This window comes from Nitratireductor sp. ATLC21, assembly GCF_057196525.1.
The window spans coordinates 462,177-486,141 of record NZ_JBXUOU010000001.1; the positions used below are offsets into that span (position 1 = coordinate 462,177).

Here is a 23,965-nt window from a genome sequence, read left to right on the forward strand (position 1 = left end):
TTAACATTCCGTCTCGATCAACCGGACACCCGCCTCCTCGCAGAGCGCCCGCATCGCCGGCAGCGGGCAATGGTCCGTGATGAACGTGTCGACTTGGGATAAGTGTCCGATCCGGACCGGCGCACCGCGCTCAAACTTGGTGGAATCCGACACCAGGATCACGTGACGCGCATTGGCGATGATGGCCTGCGCCACCTTCACCTCGCGAAAATCGAAATCATAGAGCGCACCATCGGGGTCGATGGAAGAGACACCAATGACTGCGTAGTCGACCTTGAACTGACGGATGAAGTCCACCGCGGCCTCGCCGACGATCCCGCCATCCGACCCGCGCACCACACCACCTGCAATGATCACCTCAAAGGAAGGAAAAACCCTCATCCGATTGGCAACATTGATATTATTGGTGATCACCATGAGACCTTCATGATCGAGCAAAGCGTCACTCACCGCCTCAGTGGTCGTGCCGATATTCACAAAAAGCGACGCCCTGTCGGGGATGATCCGCGCCGCAGCCTGTCCGATTGCGCGCTTTTCTTCCGAAGCGATTTTACGCCGCGCTTCATACTCCATATTTTCTATGCCGGAAGGCAACAGAGCCCCGCCATGGATCCGGGTCAGAAGGCGCCGATCGCAAAGCTCGTTGAGATCACGCCGTATCGTCTGCGGCGTCACACCGAAATGCTCGGCCAGATCATCGACGAGGACGCGGCCATGCTCCTTCGCCTGCTCGAGGATTTCGGCCAGCCGTGGCGTCAGGAAGGAAGGGTTCATGATGATCTCAATGTTCGTTTTTGGCATTTAAATGCAAAAACGAAAATCGAGCAAGCTCTCCTCGGTTCCAGCACCTGCCAAACACCTTGCCGTCATCGCGGCCGACATCACGCGGCAAACCATTCCCGCGCGCGTCTCGTGACTTCAAACCGGACCAAAAATGCGGATTGTCTGAAGGAACAGAGGTGGTCAGGCGCAGAAAAGGGAGAACCACACCACGAAAACCGCGTTATCGACTATCGCGCTGGTGCTGCTTGCGCCTTTTTTCGCTTTCGCAGGCGAAGCAGAAATCCGCGCAGCGCAATCTTCGATCAAAGGACAACCGTTGTCTTGCACCTGCTGACGACCGACCCGAACGGCAAAAGCCATGAAGCCTCACAGTGAAACAACAGGCCGATGGTACCTATCGGATCTCGGCAGTCAGACTGAGAGAGGCATGAGACCTTGCGATCTGTAGCGCGCAACGATGTGAGCCGGGTAGCATGATCCCCTAGCGCTTGAAGTCAGGAAGACTCTTGAAAGCCCTCTTCAACGCGTCGGACCAGCCCTCCGAGATTTCCCGCAGATAGGGATCGTCGGCTTCGATGCGCTTTTCGTAGCCGATGCGGAACGTGTCGTTCTCATAGTATAAAAGATCGATTGGCAGGCCGACGGACAAATTGGACTTCAGCGTGGAATCGAAGGAAACCAACAGAAGCTTCACCGTTTCCTCCAGGCTCATGGCCGGATCGAACGCACGCACCAGAATGGGTTTGCCATATTTGGTCTCGCCAATCTGGAAGAACGGCGTATCGGCGCTCACCTCAATGAAATTCCCCTCCGGGTAGATCAGGAACAGGCGCGGTGCCATGCCGCGGATCTGGCCACCAAGGATGAAGGAGGCGCCAAAAGCGTCAGCACTCTGTCCGACGGGCGCCGACTGACGGATAACTTCCTTCACCGTATCACCGACCAGGCGGGCCGCCTGATACATGGATGGCGTTTCAATCATGGACGGGGTTCGCTCATCCGGCGCCTTGGTGCGCTCGTCAAGCAGGCTGACCACGGCTTGTGTGGTTGCCAAATTGCCAGCCGAAAGCAGCACCAGAACGCGATCATCCGGCTTTTGCCAGCAATGCATTTTGCGAAAGGTGGAAATGTTGTCCACGCCGGCATTTGTCCGCGTGTCCGACATGAACACCAGGCCATGCTGCGTTTTCAGCCCGACGCAATAGGTCATCTGGACCGTGCCTCATAAAGATTCGTTCTGAAAGACTACTGCTCCACCGTGATCTGAACCGCAAGCTCTTCCTGAGCGTGACCGATCCTGATCCCCATCACAGGCATCGCATCGCGGTAGTCACGCCCCGTGGCCACGCGGACATACCGATCATCCGCCGAAATGCCGTTGGAGCAATCAAAGGCAACCCAGCCCAGCCCTTCCAGATGCGCTTCGGCCCAAGCATGGCTCGCAGCCTGATCATCACTGTCATCCATCCGCAGGTATCCGCTCACATATCGCGCGGGAAAGCCCATCAGTCGCGCAGATGCCAGGAAGATGTGGGTGTGATCCTGGCAGACCCCCTCACCGTTTGCGAGCGCCTCTTCCGCCGTCGTGGCCGCGTCCGTGGCGCCGATCCGATAGGCGACGCGCTCGCGCACTTCATTCATCAGGGCATGCAATCGCTCCACATCAGCGGCGCCTGTAATGTCGCGCACCAACGCTGCTATCCCGCGACCAGCCGTACAAAGTGGGGTCTGCTGCTCAAAAAGCCATAACGGAGCGAGCCCCTGATGCTTGCCCGTGACCCCCGCGGTGTCACGGGTTTCCACGATGCCCGATGCTAAAAGAACGATCGTGTGCGGTTCGCCATCTATACTCACCAGACGCGTGTCGTTGCCGAAGCCATCGATGAATTGTGCTTCCTCAGTCGCGCCTTCTGTCTTCAACGACCACTCCACAACGTCCTGGGTCGGGCCGCTTTGAGGGCACAGCCGAAGGCGCTGCAACGCATAGGAAAGAGGGGCATCATAGCGGTATTCTGTCCGGTGAGTGATTTTCAGACGCATCGGATTGCCCTCAATAAAAGCGGAAATCTGTTGCGATCTGATTGCCCAAAGCGGCATTGTCGCGGATAAAATCACTCAAAAATTCGTGCAAACCTTCATCGAATATATCCGAAACTGCGGCCGTTTTCAGTTTCTCGAATTTGGCATCGGCCATCTCATTGCACCGTTGCCGCACACCATATTCATCCGCCAGATAGTCCAGAGAATCACAGATATGCCGATAACAGAACGCCAGGGACCGCGGCATGCGCCGGTTCAATATGAGATAATCGGCAATGTTTGCCGGATTGAAATCACCTTCATGGGTCCAGCGGTATGACCGCAGGGCGGAGACTGAACGCAAGATCGTTTGCCACTGGATATTGTCGAGTGGGGAACCGACCCACGCGGCCGAGGGCAGAAGCACATAGTATTTGACATCAAGGATGCGGGACGTGTTGTCGGCGCGTTCAATCATCGTACCCATCTGCGCGAAATCGAAGATCTCGTTGCGCAGCATCGTGCCTTGAAACGCGCCACGAATAAGTGCTGTTTCGCGTTTGACCGCATCAAGAACGGCAGGCAGGTCCTGCTCGTCGACGCGCCGTTTGAGCATGCGATGCATGGCCATCCATGCTTCGTTGACACTCTCCCACGTCTCTCGTGTGAGCGCTGTCCTCACCATCCGCGCGTTCATCCGCGCCGTATCTATGGAAGACAGCACACTCGAAGGGTTCGCCGTGTCCCGGAGCAGGAAATTTGTCACCGTGGCTGTGTCAAACGCATCATTGCCCTGTTCAAACAGATCACGCACACCGGCGCTCGTGAGAACCGATGCCCATTCATCAGATGAGGCGCTGGTCTGGGTCAAAGCAAGCCTCAGCCCGGTATCGACCAGACGCGCCATGTTCTCCGCCCGCTCGATGTAACGGGCCATCCAGTAAAGACCGTTTGCTGAACGTCCAAGAAGCATGTCAGCGCGCCCTAATCATCGAGAACCCAGGTATCCTTGGTTCCACCCCCTTGTGAGGAGTTGACCACGAGGGATCCCTTCTTCAACGCCACTCTCGTGAGCCCACCCGGTACGATCCGAATGCGATCCGACACGAGGACGAAGGGGCGCAGATCCACATGGCGTGGCGCCAGCCCCTTGCTGGTCAGGATCGGACAGGTGGAGAGCGATAGCGTCGGCTGGGCGATGTAGTTTTTCGGCCGGGCCTTCAGTTTCTTTGCAAAAGCCACCCTCTCCTTCTTCGAAGCGGCTGGCCCCACCAGCATGCCATAACCGCCGGAACCATGGACTTCCTTGACGACCAGCTCGTCAAGATGTTCAAGCACATAGGCAAGACTGTCCGGCTCCGAGCAGCGCCAGGTGGGAACATTGGGCAAAATCGCCTTGCGCCCCGTATAAAACTCCACAATCTCGGGCATATAGGAATAGATCGCCTTGTCGTCGCATATTCCGGTCCCCGGAGCGTTTGCAATGGTGATCTTGCCGGCCCGATAGACATCCATGATGCCCGGCACACCAAGGACCGAATCCGGCCGGAAGGTCAGAGGGTCGAGATAGTCGTCGTCAATCCTGCGATAGAGAACATCAATACGCCTGTAGCCCTGCGTGGTTCGCATGGCCACATGACCGTCCACAACGCGGAGATCCGATCCTTCCACCAGTTCCACGCCCATCTGGTCGGCGAGGAAAGCATGCTCGAAATAGGCTGAATTGAAGCTACCGGGTGTCAGAACGGCGATGGTCGGCTTTCCCTCGCAGAGCTCCGGTTTCACGCGGGCGAGAGAATCGCGCAGGAGCTGCGGGTAATTCTCAACCGGCCGCACCTTGACCTGCTGAAACAGCTCGGGAAAGAGCTGCATCATGGTCTCCCGGTTTTCCAGCATATAAGAGACACCTGAAGGGGTGCGGGCATTGTCTTCCAGAACGAAGAAGTCGTCTTCCCCAGTCCGTACAATGTCGACACCGGTGATGTGGGTATAGACCCCTCCAGGCGGTTTCACGCCGATCATTTCCGGCAAGAAGGCCTCATTGCCGGAGATGATGTCGCGGGGTATGCGCCCCGCACGCAGAATTTCCTGTCGATGATAGATGTCTTCGAGAAACGCATTGAGCGCCTGAACACGCTGCTCGATCCCCTGGACCAGCCGGCGCCATTCCTTGCCGGAGATGATGCGTGGGACAATGTCGAACGGGATCAGCCGTTCCGCCGCCTCCTGATCGCCATATACAGCAAAAGTGATACCGGTTCTGCGGAAAACCCGTTCCGCGTCGCCCGCCTTCTGCTTCAGGCGTTTGGCGTCCTGCCGGTCAAACCAGCTCTGGTAATCTTCGTAGGGATCTCGGGCCTGGCCCCCCAGGCGCATCTCGTCAAATGGCGTCAAGAAATGCTCCTCTCAGAAGCATTTCAACGGGGAAGCCGGAAAAAAGCAAGTCGTTTCTAAATGTTACGACAATTGGAGCAGAGAACGGGAGATGATGCACAATTCCTGAGCTGCAAGTCGAGTGACTTGCTCATTCTTTGGGCAAGCTTGTTCAAAGCGGTGGGATATCGCCCTTTTCCCAGGCCGCGCGAATTTCCGCTGCTCGCTGCCCGAAACGACCGGCTTCGATGGCGTCACGAATGTCCTGCATCAAAGACTGGTAGTATGCGAGATTGTTCCAGGTCAGCAACATGCCGGCGAGCGACTCTCCCGCTTTCACCAGATGATGAAGATACGCACGCGAATAATCCCGCGCTGCGGGGCAATCGCTCTCTTCATCGAGCGGACGGGTATCCTCAGCATGGCGAGCGTTCTTGAGGTTGATCTTGCCGCGCCGTGTATAGGCAAGCCCGTGCCGCCCAGCACGGGTCGGCATCACGCAATCGAACATGTCGATGCCGCGTGCAACCGATTTCAGAATATCATCGGGCGTTCCAACACCCATCAGGTAGCGCGGTTTTTCGGCCGGTAGAACCGGACAGGTGGCCTCGAGCATCTCGAGCATGACCGCCTGCGGTTCACCCACGGCCAGCCCGCCCACGGCATAGCCTTTCAGATCCATTGCAGCGAGAGCCCGCGCGGAACGCTCGCGCAAATGCGGCTTGTCTCCGCCCTGGACGATGCCGAACATCGCTTTGCCAGATTGATTACCGAACGCCGACTTGCAGCGTTCCGCCCAGCGCAGCGACAGCTCCATGGCGCGTTCAATATCGGATTCTTCTGCGGGCAATGCCACGCACTCATCAAGCTGCATCTGGATGTCCGAACCAAGGAGCCCCTGTATCTCGATCGACCTCTCGGGCGACATTTCGAACACTTGTCCATCCACATGCGAGCGGAAGGTCACGCCTTTTTCGGTGATTTTACGCAAGTCCGCCAAAGACATGACCTGAAATCCGCCCGAATCCGTCAGGATCGGGTATGGCCAGCCCGCGAATTCGTGCAATCCACCAAGCCGCGCCATCCGCTCGGCCCCTGGCCGCAGCATCAGATGATACGTGTTGCCGAGGATAATGTCGGCACCCAGCTCATGCACCTGATCCATATACATGGCCTTGACCGTGCCTGCCGTTCCCACCGGCATGAAGGCGGGGGTACGGATCGTACCGCGCGGCATGGAGATTTCGCCGCGTCGGGCATCGCCATCCGTCGCCAGAAGGCGGAAGGTGAACTGGTCACTCACAACTGATCGTCCCTGAAAAGCAGGCTGGCATCACCATAGGAATAGAAGCGGTATTCATTGCGGATCGCATGATCATAGGCACGCTTCATGGTCTCCGTCCCGCAAAAGGCCGAAACGAGCATGAAAAGCGTCGAGCGCGGCAGATGAAAATTCGTCATCAACACGTCGACCGTACGGAAACGATATCCAGGTGTGATGAAAATATCGGTCGCGCCTGACCACGCCTCCAGCGTCCCGGTGCGCTGAGATGCGCTTTCCAGGAGCCGCAAGGAGGTGGTGCCCACTGAAACAACGCGCCCGCCCCGTTTCCGGACCGCATTCAGGGCTTCCGCCGTCTCGGCATCCACCTCCCCCCATTCCGAGTGCATCTTGTGGTCGTCCGTATCGTCAACCTTGACTGGGAGAAAGGTACCCGCTCCTACATGCAAGGTCACGAAATGGCGCTCGATCCCGGCTACGTCCAGCGCCTGCATCAGTTCCGGGGTGAAATGGAGACCGGCCGTCGGCGCCGCAACCGCTCCCTCTTCACGGGCATAAATCGTCTGGTAATCGACTTCGTCGCGCTCATCTTCTGCGCGTTTGCCTGCAATATAGGGTGGAAGCGGCATGTGGCCCGAAGCCGCGATCGCCTCGTCCAGTACCGGACCTGAGAAGTCAAACACCAGGAGCGCTTCGCCCCCTTCGCCCTTTTCCGCTACTGTTGCTTCAAGCGTACCGAGGAAACAGCTTTCACCATCATGGCCAAACTGGATGCGCTCGCCTGCGTTCACTCGCTTCGCCGGCTTCAGGAATGCCCGCCAGCGATCTGGCCCTTCGCGCATATGCAGCGTTGCCTCGATGCGCGCCTCGGTCTCCCCACGCCGGCGAACACCGCTGAGGCGGGCGGGAATGACTTTCGTGTCATTGAAAACCAAGGCATCGCCTGGCCGTAATATTTCGGGAAGCGCGCGGACCACGTGATCGGTCAGGGCTCCACCTTCGACCTTCAAAAGGCGTGCTGAATGGCGCGGATTGGCAGGTCTCAGCGCAATCCGCTCCTCCGGCAGCTCGAAATCAAAGATGTCTACACGCATTACAAACCGGTCGGCAGAAAAGACCGGGCGACCCTGCGCCGCCCGGTATCAAAATGTTAGGCAACGTCCGCCGCGACCCGCATGGAGATGATGGAGTCGGGTTCGGAGACCGGCTCGCCACGCTTGATCTTGTCGATACTGTCCATGCCTTCAGTCACCTGACCCCAGACGGAGTACTGACGATCGAGCCAAGGCGCCTTGTTGAAGCAGATGAAGAACTGGGAGTTGGCAGAGTTCGGGTTCTGCGAACGTGCCATCGAGCAGGTGCCGCGTTCATGAGCCATGTTCGAGAACTCGGCCTTGAGATCAGGCTTGTCCGATCCGCCCATACCCGTGCCGGTAGGATCACCGGTTTGCGCCATGAAACCGTCGATCACACGATGGAACACGATACCATCGTAAAACTTGTCGCGCGCGAGTTCCTTGATGCGCTTCACATGTTCGGGAGCGACGTCCGGAAAGAGCTGGATGATGACCTTGCCCTTGGTCGTTTCCATCACGATGGTGTTTTCCGGATCCTTGATATCAGCCATTCTTAAACCTTTCTTTTGTCGACGCGTTTAATTCGCGCCGTCACTTGCCATGCGTGCACTCAGGATCTTGTCCGGGTTCTGCACCATACCATTCTGTGCCGCATCGCCCTTCTTGATCGCGTCGACCAGTTCCATGCCCGATTCGACCTCACCGATCACCGTGTATTGTCCGTTCAGGTGTTCGGCAGGGGCGAACATGATGAAAAACTGAGAATTGGCGGAGTTGGGATCCTGGGAGCGTGCCATCCCGACGGTGCCGCGCGTGAACGCAGCCTCAGAGAATTCCGCCGGCAAATTGGGTTTGTCCGAACCGCCGGTTCCGACACGCCGTGCATCAAATCCGTCCTCGACATCACCGTACTGAACATCACCGGTCTGCGCCATGAAGCCATCGATGACCCGATGAAAAGCGACATTGTCGTAAGCCCCCTCCGCAACCAGGGCCTTGACCTGCTCCACATGTTTCGGTGCGAGATCTGGTCGTAACGCTATGGTCACCTCGCCGTTTTTGAGCGTTAGAATCATTGTATTCTCCGGCTCGGCGGCTGATGCCACGCCGAGCCCGGCAAGAAAGGCCCCGACCACGAGCGCAGACGAAACGAGCTTGCGAAGCTGCATAAAACTCTCCTTTTGGTTTCAGGCGGGGAATTTGGCCTTAAGCGCTGCCAGCACCACGGAAGGCACGAATGGCGCGATGTCTCCACCCATGGAAGCGATCTGCCGGACGAGTGTGGCGGTAATGGTGCGCACCGAAGGGCTTGCTGGTAAAAAAACGGTCTGCAGATCCGGTGCCATGGTCTCGTTCATGCCCGCCATCTGCATTTCGTAATCCAGATCCGTGCCATCGCGCAGACCGCGGATCATGATCGAGGCGCCCTGTGCGCGCGCAGCGTCGATCACCAGCTTGTCGAAAGCCACCACCTCGATCCGCCCGGCGTCTTGACCCAACTCAACCACCGCGGAACGCTGGATCAGCGAAACGCGCTCCTCATAGCTGAAAAGCGGCTTTTTGCCCGGATGCACGCCGATTCCAACAACCACCTTGTCAGCCACGGTCAACGCACCTTTGAGCACGTCGAGGTGCCCGTTGGTCAAAGGGTCGAAGGATCCCGCGTAGAAAGCTGTTCGCTCGGTCATGGCGTGCTTGTATCCGTCTTAACAGGGGTTGGCAATTCGACAATCGCGCCTCTTGAGCCCTGGCCAGAACCGCTTAGGTCGCAAAAGATGAACCACGCCTGAATGCCTCATTCAACAGCGGTTTGAACCCAATCGGCTAGTCAGGTCACCAATGCCTACAGGAACGCCGCGCGGAAAAATGAAACCAAATCGCGGTTCGTCACGTTAATAGGCCAAAAGGAGACAAGCCATGCTGATCTTTACGCTCGCTGCCGCAATGACCGTCGCGATGCTGATTGCCACCGTCGTCGGTCTCCACGAAGAAGCCAGCCGCATCAAGCTGGAAAACCGGGTCCGCAGCTCTGCCAACCGCCGCTTTCATTAAATCCGGCGCAGAGCCGCGAAAGAGTCTGGAACGGTACAAAGGCCAATCATTCTGTGGCCCCTCCTTGCGGTTCCGTATCCGTTTCGCTGGCTACGGGTTCATCGCCGGATGATATTTCCTCTTCGGTCTGCGTATCCGAAATGCGCTCTACCGAAACAACCTTCTCCCCCTTAGCGGTGTTGAAGATGGTAACACCCTTTGTGGCGCGGCTGGCGATACGTATTCCGTTGACCGGAACGCGAATGACCTGCCCGGCATTCGACACCAGCATGATCTGATCATCCTCCTCCACCGGGAAGGCGGCCACCAAAGGACCGATCTCATCGGTTTTGCTGACATCAGTGGCTCGAATGCCCTTACCGCCTCGACCAGTCACCCTGAAATCATAGCTCGAGGAGCGTTTTCCATAGCCGAATTCGCTGACGGTCAAAACCATCTGCTCCCGGGCCTTCAATTCCTCATAGCGTTCAGGTGAAAGGCTCTCTTCTTCTCCCAGTTCCTCGTTGGTAAGAGCGACGTCTTCCTCATCCCCGTTTGCCTGCCGGCGTTCTGCCGCTGCCTGCTTGAGATAAGCGGCACGAGCAGCCGGGCTTGCTTCGACGTGGGAAAGTATCGCCATGGAGATAACCCGGTCGCCCTCCGCCAGATTAATTCCGCGCACGCCGATCGAATTGCGGCCCGCAAAAACGCGCACATCCGAGACACAGAACCGGATGCACTGGCCCGAAGCTGCGGTCAGCAGCACGTCGTCATCTTCCGTACAGGTGTAGACACCGAGGATCTCATCATTCGGATCCTCGAGCTTCATCGCAATCTTGCCGTTGCGATTGACCTGAACAAAATCCGAAAGTTTGTTGCGACGCACCGTGCCTCGTGTGGTGGCGAACATGACGTCCAGCGCACCCCAGCTCTCCTCGTCCTCCGGCAGCGGCATGATCGTCGTTATGCTCTCACCCTCCTCAAGCGGCAGCATGTTGCGCAGGAATTTGCCGACGGATTGCGGCGTGCCAACCGGCAGGCGCCAGACCTTTTCCTTGTAGACAATGCCGCGTGAGGAGAAGAACAGAATGGGTGTGTGCGTGTTGGCCACGAACAGCCGCGTGACGAAATCCTCGTCCTTGGTCGACATGCCCGAACGGCCCTTGCCGCCACGCGCCTGCGCCCTGTAGATGGAAAGGGGCACGCGCTTGATATAACCCTTGCGCGTGACGGTAACGACCATTTCCTCGCGCTGGATCAGATCCTCATCGTCAAGGTCGGCTCCACCTTCCGTGATCTCGGTCCGGCGGGGCGTGCCAAATTCATCCCGGACCGCGATAAGCTCATCCTTGACGATTTGCTGGATCCGAGCGCGCGATGCCAGGATTTCCAGGTAATCGCTGATTTCCGCGCCGATCTGGTTCAACTCATCCGCGATTTCATCGCGACCGAGTGCCGTCAAACGCTGCAGGCGCAATTCGAGGATCGCGCGTGCCTGCTCCTCGGAAAGGTTATAGGTGCCATCCTCATTGATGCGATGCCGCGGATCGTCGATCAGAAGGATCAAGGCTTCCACGTCAGAGGCCGGCCAACGGCGCTCCATCAATTGCTCCCGCGCTGTCTGCGGATCGGGCGCATGGCGGATAAGCTTGATCACCTCGTCGATATTGGCGACAGCGATGGCAAGACCGACCAGCACATGCGCGCGGTCACGCGCCTTGCGCAGCAGATATTTGGTGCGGCGGCTGACGACCTCTTCGCGGAAATGGACAAAGGCCTTCAAGAGATCGAGCAGGTTCATCTGCTCGGGCTTGCCGCCATTCAGCGCCACCATGTTCGCGCCAAAGGAGGTTTGCAGCGGCGTAAAGCGATAAAGCTGGTTCAGTACGACATCGGCAACCGCATCGCGTTTCAGCTCAACCACGACGCGATAGCCCTGGCGGTCACTTTCGTCTCGGATGTCGGAAATACCCTCGATGCGCTTGTCGCGCACCAATTCGGCCATCTTCTCGATCATCGAGGCCTTGTTGACCTGGTAGGGAATTTCCGTGATCACAATCGCTTCACGGTCGTTGCGCGCCGGTTCGATGGCAACCTTGCCGCGCATCATGATGGAACCGCGTCCGGTCTCATAGGCGCTGCGGATGCCGGAACGCCCGAGGATGAGGCCCCCGGTCGGGAAGTCCGGGCCCGGAATCAGTTCCTGCAATTCAGGCAGACCAATCGCCGGATTGTCGATCATGGCCACGCAGCCATTGATGACTTCCGACAGATTGTGCGGCGGAATATTGGTCGCCATACCAACCGCGATACCACCGGAACCATTGACCAGAAGGTTCGGATAGCGCGCCGGCAGCACTTTGGGTTCGCTGCCGGAACCGTCATACGTGTCCTGGAAGTCGACCGTTTCCTTATCGATGTCTTCCAAAAGCTCGTGAGCGCCTTTGGTAAGCCGCGATTCGGTATAGCGCATGGCCGCCGGCGGATCGCCGTCAATTGAGCCAAAATTGCCCTGACCATCGATCAGCGGCAAACGCATGGACCAATGCTGCGCCATGCGCACGAGCGCATCGTAGATCGCCGCATCGCCATGAGGGTGATACTTACCCATCACATCGGCGACCGGACGTGCCGATTTCACATACTTGCGGTTCCAGTGATAACCGCTTTCATGCGACGCGTAGAGAATGCGCCGATGCACCGGCTTCAAACCATCGCGCGCATCCGGCAGAGCGCGGCTCACGATAACGCTCATCGCGTAATCGAGGTAGGAGCGCTGCATCTCCTCTATGATGGAAATCGGCTCGATATCGTCGGGCTCGTCCGATCCGGTCGGCGTTGTCTGGTCAGTCAAATCGAGTCACACACAGAATAAGGAATCACTGACTTCTTATATATGAAGCGCCGTTGATTCTCCAATCGGAGCAGTGACGGAAGCCAAGGAAATCCAACGCGATTTCAGACGCATATGGCTGGTCTGTGAATGGTGTCGTAGACAAATTGACGCAGCACACGCGCACAGCGTCGCAATCAGAGCTTTTCTGGAGCCTCCCAACTGGGTTAGACAGTTTGAAAGGAGGCCCCGATGGCAGGTTACGAGACCTTGTTCAACGCATTCGTCACGCTGCTCGTGACCGTGGATCCACCGGGTCTGGCACCGCTCTTTCTGGCGTTGACGGTCGGAATGAACCGATCTGAGCGGAATCAGGTCGCAGTTCGCGCCGCAATCATCGGTTTCGCAGTCCTTGCACTCTTTGGCGTGGCCGGCAGTGCGATACTTTCCATTTTCGGGATCACCCTGCCTGCTTTCCGTGTGGCAGGCGGCCTGCTTCTCTTCTTCATCGCCTTCGAAATGATATTCGAACGCCGCCAGGAGCGGCATGAAAAAAGCGCCGAACGCGCCATCACGCGCGACATGATCCGAAACATCGCAGCTTTTCCGTTGGCCATACCTCTGATTGCCGGCCCCGGCGCTATTTCTGCCACCGTGCTTCTTTCCGGCTCATTCGGCGGCCTTGGCGGAACCGCCGCACTGCTGGCAATTCTATTGACGACGATCGGCATCACCTATGCGGTTTTTACACTCGCAGAGCGCGTCGACCGTTTTCTGGGCGAGACCGGACGATCGATCCTGACCAGACTTCTCGGCGTGATACTGGCTGCTCTCGCCGTTCAGTTCGTAGCGGATGGCGCAAAGGCTCTGTTTGACGCGCCATAGCGCCTAAATGAGAAGCAAATACCGGCAGTTGCGGAACACAACTGGAACATATACAGTATGTTCTGGTTTTGTTTTTAACTGATTCTCGGTGGCGACCATGCTGACCCGCAAGCAGCACGAACTTCTCCTGTTCATTCACGAGCGCTTGAAGGAGACTGGAATCCCGCCCTCCTTCGATGAAATGAAGGAGGCGCTGGACCTTGCGTCCAAGTCTGGCATTCACCGGTTGATCACCGCCCTGGAGGAACGTGGCTTTATCCGCCGCCTTCCTAATCGCGCCCGTGCGCTCGAGGTGTTGCGCCTGCCCGATTCGATTGCGCCGGGCCTGAATGCGGGCGCACGCAAATTTTCTCCAAGCGTTATCGAAGGCAGCCTCGGCAAAGCGCCACCTGCCCCGCCCAAACCGTCAGCCAGCAATGACGATGCTCTCGCCGGTGTCGTTTCCGTGCCTGTCATGGGGCGCATCGCTGCGGGTGTTCCGATCGATGCCATCCAGCACCAGACCCATTCCATCGCCGTGCCTCCAGACATGCTGAGTGGAGGCGATCACTACGCGTTGGAGGTCAAAGGCGATTCGATGATCGAGGCGGGAATTTTTGATGGTGATACCGTCATCATCCGCGAGACGCAGACTGCCAACCCCGGCGAGATTGTGGTTGCTTTGGTCGATCAGGAAGAAGCGACCTTGAAACGTTTCCGTCGCAAGGGAGCATCGATCGCCCTTGAGGCTGCCAATCCGGCGTATGAGACACGGATATTCGGCCCCGACCGGGTGAAGGTCCAGGGGCGTCTGGTGGGGTTGATGCGCCGTTATTGACCCGGCGTCGAGGGAGCATGCCCAAGCTGCTGTTCATGAATTCGACAAGAGGCTCAAGGGCCAACTGACGAGGGCCAGAGAGCGTTTTCTCAAGTGAGTCCCTGCAGCACCTTCGGCAGCATTTCAGGCAGGTCTTCGGCGATCAGACCGGGTCCGAATGACCGACCGCATTCTGCGTGAATCCAAACAGCAGCGCACGCTGCCTCAAAGGCCGGCATCCCTTGAGCCAGAAGGCTTGCGGCAATTCCTGACAGGACATCGCCTGATCCGGCCGTTGCCAGATGTGGCGTAGCGTTGGCATTGATTGCCCCTCGCCCGTCGGGCGCCGCAACGATCGTATCAGGCCCCTTGAGCACGATCGTCGCCCCGGACCGTCTTGCCGCCTCCCGCGCTCTTTGCACTTTGGAAATCGCTGGCGCGTCCTCCAGGCCTGGAAACAGTCGGGAGAACTCCCCTTCGTGCGGCGTGAGAACGACCTGCGCGGCGGAACCCTTGATCATATCGAAAAACATATCCGGCTTGTCGCTAAAGGCCGTGAGGGCGTCAGCATCGAAAACCAACCCGCTTGCGTCATTGGCCTGATGGAGAAGCGCGCGTGCGAAACTGCGCGTTCGCTCTCCAGTGCCTGCTCCTGGTCCCAGAACCACCCCGGAGGGTAAGCGGTGGGCGAGGAAGGCCTGCAACTCGCCGACGGTGTCGGCCTTGCGCAACATGATCGATGTCAAATGCATCGCATTTATCGAAAGCGCGTTCGTGGGCGAAAGCATCGTCACGGCCCCTGCCCCCGCACGCGCCGCTGCCCGCGCGGCAAGCCGAGCCGCACCCGTCGAGGTTGCCCCACCAGAAATTACGGCCACATGACCGCGCGAATATTTGTGCGCGCTGACACAGGGCTTCGGCACGGCTTCCCGCCACAAAGCAGGCTGGTTCTCCCAAAGTGCTCGACCAACTGTATCAAGCGCGCTGTCTGCGATGCCGATATCCGCAACGACAAGGTCACCGCACATTTGCCGTCCCGGCACGAGGAGGTGCCCCGGCTTCTTGCGAAAAAAGGTGACAGTCACTTCCGCCGAGAGGGCGGCACCGAGTGGCTTTCCGGATACCCCGCAAACGCCGGAAGGCAGATCGATGGCGACCACAGGCAGCCCACTGCTGCTTACCCTGGCGACAATCTCGGCTGCCCTCCCTTCAAGCGGGCGTTTCAGGCCTGCGCCGAACAACGCATCCACCACAATCCATCCTGGCGTGGGTTGGAAAGCGGTGAATGGCTCTGCCTCAACCGGGCAATCCTCAAGCGCGCGCGACGCATCGCCGCTCGCGACCGGTTTGGCCTCGGCAAAAACGCGGACACGGAGGCCTCGTTCTGCCAGCAGGCGCGCAACGACATAGCCGTCACCGCCGTTGTTGCCCGGACCGCAAAGGACAAAAACGCCTTCTGCTTCCGCATAGCGAGCCAGGATTTCACCTGCCACCGCCGCGCCCGCATGGCGCATCAGACAATAACCGGCCAGCGGCCCATCAGCGATGGCAGCGCGGTCCACCCTGCCCATCTCTTCAGGCGTAACGATCTCCAAATGCATCACTCGCTGCCGTTTTATTGAGCGCATTGCATATTTTTTAAGCAGGCTTCAAACTGTGCCGCGCTCCACATGTGTCCCTTGATGATTTTCAAAGGTGAGCGCGCAACATGTCGCTGCCTGAAAACCCGTGCGATTGTAGCATCCGGCGGACACAATGCAGCGATTGGCACGGTTCATGCAAGGCTCTCATTGGAGTTGGCATGTTTCGTGCTTTATTCGAACCGGAACAACAAGGGGCGCGGGATCACCGTTCCTGAACTCATTTGGAGGCCACTAAGGCATGAAAAAGGTCGAAGCGATCATCAAACCCTTCAAGCTCGACGAAGTGAAGGAAGCCCTTCAGGAAATCGGCCTTCAGGGCATAACCGTGATCGAGGCGAAGGGGTTCGGGCGCCAGAAGGGGCACACCGAACTCTATCGCGGGGCAGAATATGTCGTCGACTTTCTCCCAAAGGTGAAGATCGAAGTTGTCCTGCCGGACGAAACGGTTGATGCGGCAATCGAGGCGATCCGGAAGGCCGCCCAGACGGGCCGCATCGGCGACGGGAAGATTTTCGTGACCAATGTGGAAGAAGTTATCCGCATCCGTACCGGCGAGACCGGTGCCGACGCCGTTTGATCCGCAATTATTCTCTTTCCCGGAACACCTCCGGGATCATCAGGCAAGACCATCGCAAATAGGAAGGCGAATATGACCACTGCACAAGACATCATGAAGCAGATCAAGGAAAACGACGTAAAGTTTGTCGATCTGCGCTTCACGGATCCCAAAGGCAAGCTGCAGCACGTCACCATGGATGTCTCCGCCGTGGACGAGGACATGTTCGCCGACGGCGTTATGTTCGACGGCTCGTCCATCGCCGGCTGGAAGGCCATCAATGAATCCGACATGGTTTTGATGCCGGAGACCGATACGGCCCATATGGACCCGTTCTTCGCCCAGTCAACCATGGCCATTTTCTGCGACATTCTCGACCCGATTTCGGGTGAGGCCTACAACCGCGATCCGCGCGGCACGGCCAAGAAGGCGGAAGCCTTCCTGAAGTCGGAAGGGATTGGCGATACCGTGTATGTCGGCCCCGAACCGGAATTCTTCATCTTCGACGATGTGAAATACAAGGCAGATCCCTACAACACCGGGTTCAAGCTCGACTCGAGCGAACTCCCGAGCAACGATGATGCGGAATATGAGACGGGCAATCTCGGCCACCGCCCGCGCGTGAAGGGCGGATATTTCCCTGTGCCGCCGATCGATTCAGCTCAGGACATGCGCTCGGAAATGCTGACGGTTCTCACCGAGATGGGCGTGATCGTCGAGAAGCATCACCACGAGGTCGGTGCCGCACAGCATGAACTGGGCATCAAGTTCGAGACGTTGCTTAAGAGCGCAGACAGCGTTCAGAAGTTCAAATACGGCGTTCATCAGGTTGCCAATGCCTATGGCAAGACGGCAACCTTCATGCCAAAGCCGATCTATGGCGACAACGGCTCGGGTATGCATGTTCACCAGTCGATCTGGAAGGAAGGCAAGCCGACCTTCGCTGGCAATGAATATGCAGGTCTGTCGGAAAACTGCCTGTTCTATATCGGCGGCATCATCAAGCACGCCAAGGCTATCAACGCCTTCACCAACCCGATCACCAACTCCTACAAGCGTCTGGTTCCGGGTTTTGAAGCTCCGGTCTTGCTCGCCTATTCGGCCCGCAACCGCTCTGCTTCATGCCGCATTCCGTTTGGCTCCTCACCAAAAGCCAAACGCGTCGAGGTCCGTTTCCCCGATCCGGGCGCAAACCCCTATCTGGCCTTCGCAGCTATGCTGATGGCCGGCATCGACGGCATCAAGAACAAGATTCATCCCGGCCAGGCCATGGACAAGGATCTTTATGACCTGCCGCCGAAGGAGCTGAAGAAGGTTCCGACCGTCTGCGGATCACTGCGCGAAGCGCTCATGAGCCTCGACAAGGATCGCGGCTTCCTCAAGGCTGGCGGTGTGTTCGACGATGATCAGATCGACGCCTATATCGAACTGAAAATGGCGGAAGTTCTGCGTTACGAAATGACGCCGCACCCGGTCGAGTTTGAGATGTACTACTCGGTCTAATCGCTCCTCCCAAGGCGATTGCGGGGGCTCCGTTCACGGACGGGCCCCCTTTTTTGTTCAGCCGCTTTTCAGCTGGTCCTTCCAGCTTCGGGCGAGAGCAGACAAGTCGGCGCGCGCACGAAAAGCGCGGGTCACTTCACCGAACGCGAAACGGATCGAGTTTTCCACGATTTCCCTGTCGTGGCGCTTCAATTGATCGGCGATCGGCGCCCAACGGAAAAGCGCGTGCGGGCTCTCGGTAAACGCCCCTCCGTCTACCGCCACGTTCTGCCAATGGGTCTTCGCGATGCGCTTTTCAAACGCGTCACGCCATTCATCCACCGTTTCCGACTGGGGAAGTGCATCCCGATTGTGGGTGAGCCCCTCTGAATGGCAATGACGGGCCAGCGCAGCCGCCTCTTCCCGATCTAGCGGACCATCGGAAGCGATCTTCGCGACAGCGTGAAGGGTGAGATCGGAGAGGCAGGCCGCGAAGACATGGAGCTTGGCCACGTTGATGGACTGGACGAACACATCATCCTCGAACATTGACGGATAGCGCGTCCCCATCCGCGCCTTCAGATAGCCGTAGAGCTTTTTCTGAGCGACAAACGAGGACCGTGTGGCAATGAAGGCGCAAAGCGCGTCCACCGTATCAATGGGCGCATTGTCACGTTTGATCGTGAGCCTAGCCGCCGCTTCACGCAGAAACGCCATCCCCCTGGTCCAGGCAATTCCCATAAGACACATCCTCCTGTCATACGACCAATGTCTCGATTTTCATTGCTCAGAAGATGCCCAATGCTTGAGACATGCCATTGTGATTCCTAATCCACAGAACCGCAATGGCGGCAGTTAACGACTTTCGTCGCTGACGTTTTTAGGGAGGAGGACACCATGTCCGCTAATGACGCAGGTGATGTGAGGGATCGTTACTGGGCCAAAACCAGGAACCTGACAATCGTGGTTCTGGCCTTGTGGGCGTTCTTCTCACTTGTCGTTCCAGCAATGGTTTCGACACTCAACCAATTCACATTTCTTGGCTTCCCCTTCGGGTTCTACATGATTGCCCAGGGCTCGCTGATCGCTTTCGTCGTCATCATCTGGGTGCAGAACTGGCGCCAGGATGCCATCGACGACGAGTTCGGCTTTGGCGAAGAAGAATAGGGAGGAACCGGCATGGCTTTGATTCAAGGACGGTTCATCGACAATATCGGCCGGGTGTATGCGATATACACCGGTGGGTTCCTTGCCTTCATCCTGTTGATGGCGGTTCTGGAGCAGCTAGGTGTCGGCGCCGACACGATCGGCATTCTGTTCGTTGCCTTCACCATCGCGATCTACGCCCTTATCGGCTGGCTTTCGCGCACCATGGAAGTGGACGCCTATTATGTGGCCGGGCGGCAGGTTCCTGCCGTTTATAACGGTATGGCGACCGCAGCGGACTGGATGTCTGGCGCATCGTTTGTCGCCCTTGCCGGCGGCGTCTATTTCGGCGGTTACGGCTATATGGCCTTCATCGTCGGCTGGACCGGTGGCTATGTGCTCGTCAACTCGCTGATGGCGCCATATTTGCGCAAGTTCGGCTGCTACACGGTACCGGACTTCATCGGCACACGATATGGCGGCAATCTCGCACGCCTGTGCGCCGTGATCGTTCTGGTCGTAGCATCGTTCACCTATGTGACCGCCCAGATCAACGCAACCGGCACCATCGCCGCGCGCGCGCTCCACATCCCATTCTCCTACGGTGTGTGGTTCGGCCTTCTGGGCATTCTGTTATGCTCGATGCTGGGCGGAATGCGCGCTGTCACGTGGACGCAGGTGGCGCAGTACATCGTGCTGATCATCGCCTATCTGGTTCCGGTGATCTGGATGTCGAATGCCCAGGGCTTCGGTCTCATCCCGCATTTCACCTATGGCGAAGCGGCAGCAAACATGGCGAATTTCGAGGCCCAGTACGGCCTGAACCCGCCAGCCGAAGCTATACCGGGCCTTTCAGTGCTCACAACGCCGCATACCGGCCCGGTGGGTGACTATGCAGAATGGAAGTTCATCACACTTGCTCTTTGCATGATGTGCGGAACGGCTTCCCTGCCCCACATTCTGATGCGCTATTTCACAACCCCGACCGTGCGGTCGGCGCGCAAATCCGTGGCATGGTCGCTGCTGTTCATTTTCCTGCTGTACTTCACGGCACCGGCACTGGCGACCCTCACCAAATTGCAACTTCTTGATCCGAACCTGCCAACCGCCATCATCGGCAAGCCATTTGAGGAGGTGGCATCGCTGGCCTGGATCCAGAACTGGTCAAGTGTGGGCTTCCTTGCGATTGCCGACCAGAACAGCGATGGCATATTGCAGCTCAACGAGTTCTTCATGCGGCCGGACATCGTCGTGCTTGCAACACCAGAGATCGCAGGGCTTCCCTATGTGATATCCGGCCTTGTCGCTGCCGGTGGCATGGCAGCCGCCATGTCAACCGCTGACGGTCTGCTCCTGGCGATCGCCAACGCGTTGAGCCACGATCTCTACTACAAGATGATCGACCCGAAGGCCGACACGGCGGTTCGGCTCATCGTGGCACGCATCCTGCTGGTAGGCATTGGTGCTCTGGGCGCGCTGATCGCATCGCTTCAGCTGACAGGCATTCTTGGTGCCGTTGCATGGGCATTCTGCTTTGCCTGTTCGGGACTTTTCTTCCCGCTCGCCCTCGGCGTGTGGTGGAAACGGGCGAACAGGCCAGGCGCGGTTGCCGGTATGGCCGCAGGCTTCATCGCAGGCAGCCTCTACCTCTACTATGTCTACACTGGCGGAACGCCATGGTTCGGACTGGACCATCTGCGCTTCGGCATTGTCGGCATGGCCGTGAGCCTGGTTGCGATGGTGGTGGTCACGCTGCTGACGCCTGCGCCCGATGAAGAAATCCAGCGCATGGTGGAAGAAACACGCGTGCCGACTGGTCCGGCCATTCTTTCTGACAAACACTGATCACGCTATGATCGGCGTTCGGGGGCGGGATAACCCGCCCCCGATTCGCGTCCTGGGAGAGACTTGATGCAGGGAAGCATGGCTGCATTTCCAATCTGGGTACTGGTGCTGGACTACGTGTTGGGCGTCATCATGTGGACGCTGATCGGGCGTGCCGCCATGGGCATATTCCTGCCCGAAGACTCCAGCTTTTTCTTCATGCGCTTTTTCGTGCGCGTCACCGATCCGATACTGAAACTGTTTCGGCCCATCACGCCGGGCTTCCTGCTGGAACCGCTGGTGCCGGTCTACGTCGCCTGGTTCTTCTTCATGATCCGGTTCTACGTGATGCCCTGGCTGCTCGGATACTCGGTCATGGGAATGCTCTCGTTTCCGTTGGAAAGCGAGATTGCCGGTGTCATCTACCAGATGTTCGGTGGCCGGTAGCGGCTGGCAACAGCCAGCCGAAGCCTACCGGTATCAGTCGAGCGCAGCCAAAAGCTTTGCGGCGGCCATCATGTCGCGTTCGCGAAAGGCGCGGCGCTGTGCGGCCTCGCCATCCTCTCCCCACAGGGAAATGTTCCAATCCTCGTCCACATGAGCGGCTTTCCATGCCGCCAGGGGATCGAGTGCGCCAGCTTCCACCGCGAGTGCCAGCAGCGCCGACCCTGTCAGCGTGGTCATTACATGAAGAGCCGCCAGTCGGAAGGGATCGTTTTTCTGGCGCAAATACGCGCTCACGGCAGCGATTGCCTCTCGGGGCTGCTCCACATGGATCACCCCCTCCGCCAGCACGAAATGCGCGCCCATATGCTCCTGCGCCCAATCCAGAACGGGATCCCAGGCCTCTGCCTGCAGTGCCACCAGTCGTTCCGGAGACGCTGCGCGGTAGCACAGAAGATCGCCCGTGCTGTAGCGCAGAACATCCTCCAGCACAGCCTGGCTGTGAACGGCAACGCCGTCTATCGCCGTGTTGACAAGCCGGGTCACAGGCATCGTCGCAGGATCGATGTGCTCACCTTGAGCCTCATATTCCGCTGCCACCAAAAGCGCTGCCGCCTCGTTGGGCAAAACAACGGCGCTTGCTCCCGGGGTCCGCACCGACTTGCCGTCGAGTTGAACGGAGAAACCACCCTCCTCGTCGGCATTCAGCGAGACTTCGTTGTAAAAGCGCTTGGGAAGTGGTTTGCGAATGGTGCTCTGCGCCCGTCGGATCGGATCTAGCTCCGACGGGGTCTTTCCGCTTTCAAGATCGTTCAGAAGGTCGCGCATGGGTCTACATATAGTGTGTGTTTGTCATTTCGCTATGCGGGGACGACGCGACGGCGCGGCCGGTTGACCACGGTCAGTCCGATGGCGATCAGACAAAGAGCCAGAAGGATTTTGATGGTCAGGGGTTCGCCCAGAAGAAGGCCGCCCGACAAAACGCCGAAGACTGGCGTGAGGAAAGCGAAACTGGAAAGCCCCGATGCAGGATAACGGCGCATCAGCCAGAACCAGACGAGATAGGTGAAGGAGACGACGAACACGGCCTGGAAAACCAATGCACTGGTTGCCAGTGCGCTTACCTCGCGCAAAAGCGGCCCGCCGAACGGGATGAAAGGAACGGTAACAATGGCCGAAACGGAAAGTTGGTAGAGCAAAGTCTTTTCCGCTCCTGCATTGGACAGGCTGGACTGTTTGATAACGACAATCGTGGCGGCCCATGCAATGCCCGCGACGAGACACAGAACATCGCCAAAGAGCGCATCGGGTCCCGGTAGACTGAGACTGTCCGAGAAAACAAGCACCACGCCTGCAAAGGCCAGGAGAAGCCCGCCGAATTTCAGCGCCGACATCTTTTCTCCGAGGAAGAAATGGCCGCCAAGCAGGACCCAAAACGGCATTGTGTTGAGCATCAGGGCTCCGCGCGCAGCCGATGTGTAATCGAGACCGAGAAATACCAGAATGAACTCGAAACCGAATAGAAGCCCGGCCAGTATTCCCGGTCTCAGAGTGCCATCGCGCTCAAACAGATGAATGCCGCGGTAGCGGCACCAAAGGAAAACGAGCAATGTAGCCACCGCAGAACGCAGAAACATGGACAACATTGGATTGAAGCCGACATTGGCCAGCTTGATGGCAACCTGATTGACGCCCCATGTCAGGGTCAAGCCGAGCATAATGACGGTCGCGAACGCATCTATTGCGTCTTGTCGACCCAACGTCTGGCCGGGAGACAGCGCCGTCACGCGCCCTCCTCCGCAGAGGCTTCATCAAACCCGAGAAGGTTCCAGCTCTGGCGCATATGGGGAGGCAGCGGTGCCGTCACGTCAATCTTGCCGCCACCCGGATTCGGGATGACGATGCGGCGCGCATGCAGATGCAGACGTTTCTGGATGCCGCCGGGAAACTCCCAGTTCTGATCGGCTTCGAAATATTTCGGATCGCCGATGATCGGGCACCCGATATAGGCAGCGTGAACGCGAAGCTGGTGCGTACGGCCCGTATAGGGCTCCATTTCGAGCCAGGAGAGCGCTGAACCAGCCCTTTCCACAATACGATAGTTGGAAACGGCATGATCGGAATCCGGCTCGCCGTGTTTCACGACGCGCATGCGGTCGCCATCGGGCGTTTGCTCCTTGGCGAGCCAGGTGGAGATGCGCGCTTCGTCCTTGTTGGGCACGCCCTTCACGAGAGCCCAATAGGTCTTTTTCGTGTCGCGGGCGCGAAAGGCCTCGGCAAGCCGCATGGCCGCCTGACGCGTGCGCGCCACCACGAGCACACCCGACGTGTCGCGGTCGAGGCGATGGACCAGGCGCGGCTTTTCGCCCTTCTTGTTGCGCAGCGCCTCCAGCATTCCATCCACATGGCGATTGACGCCCGATCCACCCTGCACGGCAAGACCGGCCGGCTTGTTGAAGACAAAAACCTTCGGATCCTCGTAGAGCAACATCTGAGAGAGCGCTTCAGCATCGCCTGTGTTGCGCAGGCTGTGGGCGGTCGCCTGGCCATCGCCCTTGCGGTCGACATCCAGAGGGGGCACACGCACCACCTGCCCCGGCTCGAGACGCGTGTCGGCCTTGGCACGGCTGCCACTCACCCGGATCTGGCCAGAGCGCAGGAGCTTTTGCAAATGGCCGAAACCGAGCCCTGGAAAATGCGTCTTGAACCAACGGTCAAGCCGCATTCCGCTCTCGTCCTTGTCCACTTCGATCTGCTGTACGCCAGCCATTTCAAATATCCATAAAAAGTCG

At 58.2% G+C, this 23,965-nt stretch carries 25 protein-coding genes; 8 read left to right on the top strand and 17 right to left on the bottom strand.

Going from position 1 to position 23,965, the window contains the following annotated elements; all coding sequences use genetic code 11:
• The 11 genes from AC2CHD_RS02290 to coaD all read right to left on the bottom strand — a co-directional run bounded on the left by AC2CHD_RS02290 (window position 1) and on the right by coaD (window position 9,221).
• Entirely contained in the window at window positions 1-774 is a 774-nt protein-coding gene (locus AC2CHD_RS02290) for a DeoR/GlpR family DNA-binding transcription regulator (RefSeq protein WP_484552462.1), read from the bottom strand.
• 189 nt (window positions 775-963) lie between these two features.
• Window positions 964-1,143, bottom strand: coding sequence for a hypothetical protein (locus AC2CHD_RS02295; protein WP_229446847.1), 180 nt, complete (start codon window positions 1,141-1,143; stop codon window positions 964-966).
• A gap of 121 nt (window positions 1,144-1,264) precedes the next feature.
• On the bottom strand, window positions 1,265-1,993 hold the full coding sequence (locus AC2CHD_RS02300) for a proteasome-type protease (RefSeq protein WP_229446846.1): 729 nt from the start codon (window positions 1,991-1,993) through the stop codon (window positions 1,265-1,267).
• 35 nt (window positions 1,994-2,028) lie between these two features.
• Window positions 2,029-2,823 (bottom strand): transglutaminase family protein, encoded by a 795-nt coding sequence (locus tag AC2CHD_RS02305; protein ID WP_484552463.1) that lies wholly within the window; start codon window positions 2,821-2,823, stop codon window positions 2,029-2,031.
• Window positions 2,824-2,833: 10 nt separating this feature from the next.
• Window positions 2,834-3,775 (bottom strand): alpha-E domain-containing protein, encoded by a 942-nt coding sequence (locus AC2CHD_RS02310; RefSeq protein ID WP_229446844.1) that lies wholly within the window; start codon window positions 3,773-3,775, stop codon window positions 2,834-2,836.
• An 11-nt stretch (window positions 3,776-3,786) separates the two neighbouring features.
• Window positions 3,787-5,196 carry a circularly permuted type 2 ATP-grasp protein gene (locus AC2CHD_RS02315; protein ID WP_484552464.1) on the bottom strand — a complete coding sequence of 470 codons (1,410 nt, stop codon included), beginning with the start codon at window positions 5,194-5,196 and terminating at the stop codon, window positions 3,787-3,789.
• 151 nt (window positions 5,197-5,347) lie between these two features.
• The gene (tgt, locus tag AC2CHD_RS02320) at window positions 5,348-6,478 is read right to left on the bottom strand and encodes a tRNA guanosine(34) transglycosylase Tgt (protein ID WP_484552465.1); all 1,131 of its coding nucleotides are present in this window, start codon (window positions 6,476-6,478) and stop codon (window positions 5,348-5,350) included.
• Window positions 6,475-7,551 carry a tRNA preQ1(34) S-adenosylmethionine ribosyltransferase-isomerase QueA gene (gene queA / locus AC2CHD_RS02325; RefSeq protein WP_484552466.1) on the bottom strand — a complete coding sequence of 359 codons (1,077 nt, stop codon included), beginning with the start codon at window positions 7,549-7,551 and terminating at the stop codon, window positions 6,475-6,477. The genes tgt and queA overlap by 4 nt, the downstream gene beginning before the upstream one ends.
• 56 nt (window positions 7,552-7,607) lie before the next feature.
• Entirely contained in the window at window positions 7,608-8,084 is a 477-nt protein-coding gene (locus AC2CHD_RS02330) for a peptidylprolyl isomerase (RefSeq protein WP_229446840.1), read from the bottom strand.
• A 27-nt stretch (window positions 8,085-8,111) separates the two neighbouring features.
• Entirely contained in the window at window positions 8,112-8,702 is a 591-nt protein-coding gene (locus AC2CHD_RS02335) for a peptidylprolyl isomerase (RefSeq protein ID WP_229446839.1), read from the bottom strand.
• A gap of 18 nt (window positions 8,703-8,720) precedes the next feature.
• Window positions 8,721-9,221: a pantetheine-phosphate adenylyltransferase gene (coaD, locus tag AC2CHD_RS02340; RefSeq protein WP_484552467.1), complete on the bottom strand. Its 501-nt coding sequence runs from the start codon at window positions 9,219-9,221 to the stop codon at window positions 8,721-8,723.
• Between the two features lie 229 nt (window positions 9,222-9,450).
• On the opposite strand from coaD, the gene AC2CHD_RS02345 reads away from it, so the two are divergent.
• On the top strand, window positions 9,451-9,585 hold the full coding sequence (locus AC2CHD_RS02345) for a hypothetical protein (protein WP_255663312.1): 135 nt from the start codon (window positions 9,451-9,453) through the stop codon (window positions 9,583-9,585).
• A 46-nt stretch (window positions 9,586-9,631) separates the two neighbouring features.
• On the opposite strand, the gene gyrA is transcribed toward AC2CHD_RS02345, so the two are convergent.
• A complete protein-coding gene (gene gyrA, locus AC2CHD_RS02350) occupies window positions 9,632-12,418 on the bottom strand; it encodes a DNA gyrase subunit A (protein WP_484552468.1) in 2,787 nt (928 codons plus the stop codon).
• Window positions 12,419-12,649: 231 nt separating this feature from the next.
• Here gyrA and AC2CHD_RS02355 point away from each other — a divergent pair, with 231 nt between their 5' ends.
• Window positions 12,650-13,282, top strand: coding sequence for a MarC family protein (locus tag AC2CHD_RS02355; RefSeq protein ID WP_229446836.1), 633 nt, complete (start codon window positions 12,650-12,652; stop codon window positions 13,280-13,282).
• A gap of 97 nt (window positions 13,283-13,379) precedes the next feature.
• Entirely contained in the window at window positions 13,380-14,099 is a 720-nt protein-coding gene (gene lexA / locus AC2CHD_RS02360) for a transcriptional repressor LexA (protein ID WP_484552469.1), read from the top strand.
• Between the two features lie 89 nt (window positions 14,100-14,188).
• Here the strand turns inward: lexA and AC2CHD_RS02365 are convergent, their stop codons facing one another.
• On the bottom strand, window positions 14,189-15,679 hold the full coding sequence (locus AC2CHD_RS02365; protein WP_484552470.1) for an NAD(P)H-hydrate dehydratase: 1,491 nt from the start codon (window positions 15,677-15,679) through the stop codon (window positions 14,189-14,191).
• A 280-nt stretch (window positions 15,680-15,959) separates the two neighbouring features.
• Between AC2CHD_RS02365 and AC2CHD_RS02370 the strand changes: the two genes are divergently transcribed.
• Complete coding sequence (locus AC2CHD_RS02370; protein ID WP_007009552.1) at window positions 15,960-16,298, top strand: P-II family nitrogen regulator; 339 nt, start codon at window positions 15,960-15,962, stop codon at window positions 16,296-16,298.
• Between the two features lie 72 nt (window positions 16,299-16,370).
• A complete protein-coding gene (gene glnA / locus AC2CHD_RS02375) occupies window positions 16,371-17,780 on the top strand; it encodes a type I glutamate--ammonia ligase (RefSeq protein WP_229446833.1) in 1,410 nt (469 codons plus the stop codon).
• 57 nt (window positions 17,781-17,837) lie between these two features.
• Here the strand turns inward: glnA and AC2CHD_RS02380 are convergent, their stop codons facing one another.
• Entirely contained in the window at window positions 17,838-18,476 is a 639-nt protein-coding gene (locus tag AC2CHD_RS02380; protein WP_484552471.1) for a hypothetical protein, read from the bottom strand.
• A gap of 180 nt (window positions 18,477-18,656) precedes the next feature.
• Here AC2CHD_RS02380 and AC2CHD_RS02385 point away from each other — a divergent pair, with 180 nt between their 5' ends.
• The 3 genes from AC2CHD_RS02385 to AC2CHD_RS02395 all read left to right on the top strand — a co-directional run bounded on the left by AC2CHD_RS02385 (window position 18,657) and on the right by AC2CHD_RS02395 (window position 21,176).
• Complete coding sequence (locus AC2CHD_RS02385) at window positions 18,657-18,926, top strand: DUF4212 domain-containing protein (protein ID WP_223020739.1); 270 nt, start codon at window positions 18,657-18,659, stop codon at window positions 18,924-18,926.
• Window positions 18,927-18,938: 12 nt separating this feature from the next.
• Window positions 18,939-20,750 (top strand): sodium:solute symporter family protein, encoded by a 1,812-nt coding sequence (locus AC2CHD_RS02390; RefSeq protein WP_484552472.1) that lies wholly within the window; start codon window positions 18,939-18,941, stop codon window positions 20,748-20,750.
• A 78-nt stretch (window positions 20,751-20,828) separates the two neighbouring features.
• Window positions 20,829-21,176 carry a YggT family protein gene (locus tag AC2CHD_RS02395; protein ID WP_484552473.1) on the top strand — a complete coding sequence of 116 codons (348 nt, stop codon included), beginning with the start codon at window positions 20,829-20,831 and terminating at the stop codon, window positions 21,174-21,176.
• A gap of 33 nt (window positions 21,177-21,209) precedes the next feature.
• On the opposite strand, the gene AC2CHD_RS02400 is transcribed toward AC2CHD_RS02395, so the two are convergent.
• From AC2CHD_RS02400 to AC2CHD_RS02410, 3 genes are all read right to left on the bottom strand, one after another.
• Window positions 21,210-22,001: an ATP12 family chaperone protein gene (locus tag AC2CHD_RS02400; protein ID WP_484552474.1), complete on the bottom strand. Its 792-nt coding sequence runs from the start codon at window positions 21,999-22,001 to the stop codon at window positions 21,210-21,212.
• A 32-nt stretch (window positions 22,002-22,033) separates the two neighbouring features.
• Window positions 22,034-22,891 carry a DMT family transporter gene (locus tag AC2CHD_RS02405; RefSeq protein ID WP_484553192.1) on the bottom strand — a complete coding sequence of 286 codons (858 nt, stop codon included), beginning with the start codon at window positions 22,889-22,891 and terminating at the stop codon, window positions 22,034-22,036.
• 65 nt (window positions 22,892-22,956) lie between these two features.
• Window positions 22,957-23,943 (bottom strand): RluA family pseudouridine synthase, encoded by a 987-nt coding sequence (locus AC2CHD_RS02410; RefSeq protein ID WP_229446828.1) that lies wholly within the window; start codon window positions 23,941-23,943, stop codon window positions 22,957-22,959.
• Window positions 23,944-23,965: the final 22 nt, after the last annotated feature.